The 3,931-nt window shown below is 32.7% G+C and carries 5 protein-coding genes; 4 read left to right on the plus strand and 1 reads right to left on the minus strand.

Features of this window, described 5'->3' with window-relative positions; genetic code table 11:
- The first annotated feature begins 233 nt into the window (after positions 1–233).
- The 4 genes from KQI69_RS00420 (at position 234) to KQI69_RS00435 (ending at position 2,510) form a co-directional block, all read left to right on the plus strand.
- Entirely contained in the window at positions 234–995 is a 762-nt protein-coding gene (locus tag KQI69_RS00420) for an SDR family oxidoreductase (protein WP_216563300.1), read from the plus strand.
- A 226-nt stretch (positions 996–1,221) separates the two neighbouring features.
- Positions 1,222–1,452 carry a helix-turn-helix transcriptional regulator gene (locus KQI69_RS00425; protein WP_216563302.1) on the plus strand — a complete coding sequence of 77 codons (231 nt, stop codon included), beginning with the start codon at positions 1,222–1,224 and terminating at the stop codon, positions 1,450–1,452.
- Positions 1,439–1,855, plus strand: a complete 417-nt coding sequence (locus tag KQI69_RS00430) for a hypothetical protein (RefSeq protein WP_216563304.1) — start codon at positions 1,439–1,441, stop codon at positions 1,853–1,855. The genes KQI69_RS00425 and KQI69_RS00430 overlap by 14 nt, the downstream gene beginning before the upstream one ends.
- A 67-nt stretch (positions 1,856–1,922) precedes the next feature.
- Positions 1,923–2,510 (plus strand): hypothetical protein, encoded by a 588-nt coding sequence (locus KQI69_RS00435; protein ID WP_216563306.1) that lies wholly within the window; start codon positions 1,923–1,925, stop codon positions 2,508–2,510.
- Positions 2,511–2,636: 126 nt separating this feature from the next.
- Here the strand turns inward: KQI69_RS00435 and KQI69_RS00440 are convergent, their stop codons facing one another.
- The gene (locus KQI69_RS00440) at positions 2,637–3,512 is read right to left on the minus strand and encodes a C39 family peptidase (protein ID WP_216563308.1); all 876 of its coding nucleotides are present in this window, start codon (positions 3,510–3,512) and stop codon (positions 2,637–2,639) included.
- Between the last annotated feature and the right edge of the window lie 419 nt (positions 3,513–3,931).

The following is a 3,931-nucleotide window of genomic DNA, read 5'->3' on the forward strand; positions in this document are numbered from 1 at the left end:
CAAACCTCCGAAAATAAAGGTTTTAGAGTAAAAAAAGGGGTAGTTTTTTGACACTACCGAGAATAGACTGGGGGGAAACATTATGATCTTATCGGTAATTTTATTATGAGATGGCAGTATAAATATTAATATTAGAAATATAATAGTTGACTATAATGCCACCTGTGATAACATTAGTAATGTAATTACAAATGCTGATATTAATAATTAAAATGAAAATGGAGACATATATTATGAAATACGCACTTATCACAGGTGGCACAAGTGGAATAGGATTTGCTATGGCAGGTGAATTTCTTGAAAGAGGTTACGGGGTTATAATTGCTTCTTCAAGCAGAAAAAATCTTGCTATTGCAAAAAGAAAACTTGAAGTTAAGAAGTCAAAGATCGTGAACAATACAAGATATATAATTACAATCGAACAGGATCTAAGTGTTCCTGACGGGGCACAAAAGCTGTATCATAAAGCCAAGTCTATTGGCGTTGATATTGAAATTCTTGTAAATAATGCAGGCTTTGGCTTGATGGGGGGGACAGAAAGTATACGGATTAGAGATGATAAAAGGATGATACAGTTGAATGTCACAGCTGTGGTTTGTCTTTGTAAACTGTTTCTTCGTGACATGTATGAAAACGGCAGGGGAAAGATTCTTAATGTGGCTTCGACAGGCGCTTTTCAGCCGGGACCATACACTTCGACATATTTTGCAGGCAAGTCTTTTGTGTACAGCTACAGCAGGGCAATAAGACAGGAGGCAGCAAAGAGGGGTGTAGTTGTAAGTACACTTTGTCCCGGAACGACCAGAACAAAGTTTTTTGAAAAAGCAGGACAGAAGACACCGATATGGGCGATGTCAGCAGAAAAAACAGCGAAAATTGCAGTTGATGGTCTTATGAAAAATAAAGGCGTGATAGTGCCGGGAGTTATAAACAATATTTTAAGAATTGTGCCTTCGGGTGTGAAAATGTATTTTGTGGAGATATTGAAGAAGTGAGATAATATGGGCATCAGCTTTTGCTGAATGCCCATAAGTTTTTTATTTGTTTTTTGTAAACAGTTTTTTTAACCTTTATATTTGTGATACAATAACTTTAAAATTTAGATGACTTTCCAAAGAAATAAAGTAGATTAAAAAAATATTGACATTGATAAGTCTTAGTAGTAATATGAAGTAAACTTCATGTGAAGTGACCTTCATATTTGAAGATATGAGGTATATTATGAAAAATAAAGTAAAAAAATTGAGAACTGTATCTAAACTTACACAGCAACAATTAGCAGATATGGTTCATGTTTCTTCAAGAACAATTATTTCTATTGAAAAAGAACAATATAATCCTTCTCTTATGTTGGCTTATCGCATTGCACAAGTATTTAATGTTAGTGTTGAGGAATTATGTTGTTTGAAAGAAAATAAAGAAATGGAGGATAAACAATATGAAGATATATAATAAAAGTTCTTTTGTAGAAGGCTTTTTTTGCACGATTCTAGGACTGGTATTATTATTTACCATTTTTATAACAAGTTTTAATATTAAAAAATTGATTCTTTCGTCATTGGTTTTGTTTATAGGTATTGGACTGCTTCAGAGGAGTATATCTAAAGCTATGTCATTAGAAGACAAAACTGATAAATTGGATGAACGCAACCAATTTATTTCAGTAAAATCGAAAGGAAAATCATTACAAATAACGCAAATAATAAGTTGGATTTTGATGCTCATATTGTTGATTGTTGGAAAAGTTGGAGATAATATACTTATAGTTTCCGTTGGTACAGGTATTATGATACCTTTTACTGTTTCATTATTTGTTGAACTTTTTTGTATGATATACTATGAAATAAAAAATTAAATATGGTTTTCTGCTATATCAGATTTATAATCTATAAATTAACTCATTAGGGAAAGGATGAATAATTATGAACAAATTAAAAAAACAAATTGCATTAGTATTAATATTTTGTATGGTACTTTGTTCTTTTGCAACAGGAACAAAGACCAGTGCACATGAGAATGATTACGATGCAAATTTGGAAGAAGGTACGATAATCAAAAATTATATTACTTTTGAAAATAATCAGTTTATCATTAATAGTGAAAAAATGTTTGAAGATGGGATTGATAAAAAGTATGTTGAACAACTTTGTAAAGACTATAAAGAAATTAATCAAATTTTATCAACATCAGATTTAGAACAAATCGAATCAGAAAAGAAGGAAATGCTTGAAGACATTGGAACTACTGAAAAAGGAAAATTAAGTGCGGCAGTAAAAGTTATAAAAAAGTTTCTTAAAGAAAAATGGCCTAAAATTATTAAAAAATTGCCTAAACCTGTAAGACAAATTTTGACTGCTGATGCTATATTGTCTGTTATAGATGCTTATGTTGAAATCTCGGACAGTGTGGAGGAATTATTAACTAACTGTGTAAATGCAATTTTACCTAAACCTCTTGAAGTATTAACACCTGGAGTCGTCGCTGTTATAATGTTATTTTTACCGATATAAATAGGTACAATAGACAGAAGACCATAATAAAAGTGTTTGTATCTGACATATCAGTAATAATTTATACAAGCAGCTTATTGATGTAATTAATGAATAATAATAATCAAGCATAAAAATTTATGGGCATCAGCTTTTGCTGAATGCCCATAAGTTTTTTATTTGTTTTTCAAGTGTCTCATAACTCCAAAGTCTGCTGCGTGAGCGGCTGTTTGGATCGTTTACTTTTATCTGTCCGTTTTCTGTTTTGGTAAGTACAATAAAGTGTCCTGCTGTTGTAAAATCTCCGGGCCGCATGCTGCATATGACAGGTTCATTGTTGTTGAGATGTGAAAATATACTGTCTTTGCTTAGGGGGATTTCTGTTCCTGTTATGCCGAATGAGGATGCTCCATCAGTCATGATACTCCATGAAGTGCCAGTTCCCTCTATATAATATTTATTTTTTTCTGCAAATTTTGCGATTTTATATGGTGTTATTGTTTTGTTGCCTGTAAGTCCTGATATTACCATCGAAAGACATGTTGGGGCACAGCCTGATATTCCTATGTCAGAATTTCCATATGATGTATATCCCCAGCGTTTATCCCACTGAATAAGAAGTGGGATGCCCTCTGAAAGTTCTTTTTTGGTTATGTTTCCATATGCGGTATTTGCAGAATCTGGATATCCTTTGACAAAGTCTATCATTTCCGGTGTGTTGCATAGCGATGCAAGGAGGCTTTCAGGGTAAATGTTTATATTTTTGTATATGTTTTTAAATTCAGGATATTTCTGTGATAATGTGCAAAGTTTACTTTTTACTTCATCTTTGTTTAGTTTGGCAGGTGTTGCGGCTTGGTATCTGGCAGAAGAATCATTATCCGTATCGAGAATATTATAAATGATGCCGGATGCGGTGCTTATGATTTTTGGTGCTGCCCAGAATACTGTTAAAAATAAAAGTATTGTTAGTGTTAATTTTTGAAATCTTCTTTTTCTTTTTTTGTACCTTTTTGCGTTCATAATACGTTCCCTCCCTTGTATGGTTACATTTTAGCTTATAGGGAAAAATTTTGTTTTAAGAAATTCATACGCAAAACTTACAATAATCTTGCATTTTGTGTAAAAAAACAGACAAACATAAGGCTTATTTTAAGGCAGTTAAGGGAAGCGGTATTGCATTTTCGATGAAAAAACTCAAGGAAAATGTGGTGGAAGTGAAAAGTGGACTTTAGTGCTTTTTGGGTGGGTGGAGGCGTTTTTTCTCATCTATTATAGGAATTACAATGGCGGTGGTGTAAGTATCTTCGGTTAATTCTGTTGCGGTAGTACCAAAATTTTTTTTGACAGTTCTATATATATTAGCAGTACCAAAGCCATGTTAAAGTGATTCAGTAGGTCTGAGGTCATCGGGAAGATTTTTTACGCTATTGCAGCAGTCG

Source organism: Eubacterium sp. MSJ-13 (assembly GCF_018918235.1).
Lineage (GTDB): Bacteria > Bacillota > Clostridia > Lachnospirales > Lachnospiraceae > Butyribacter.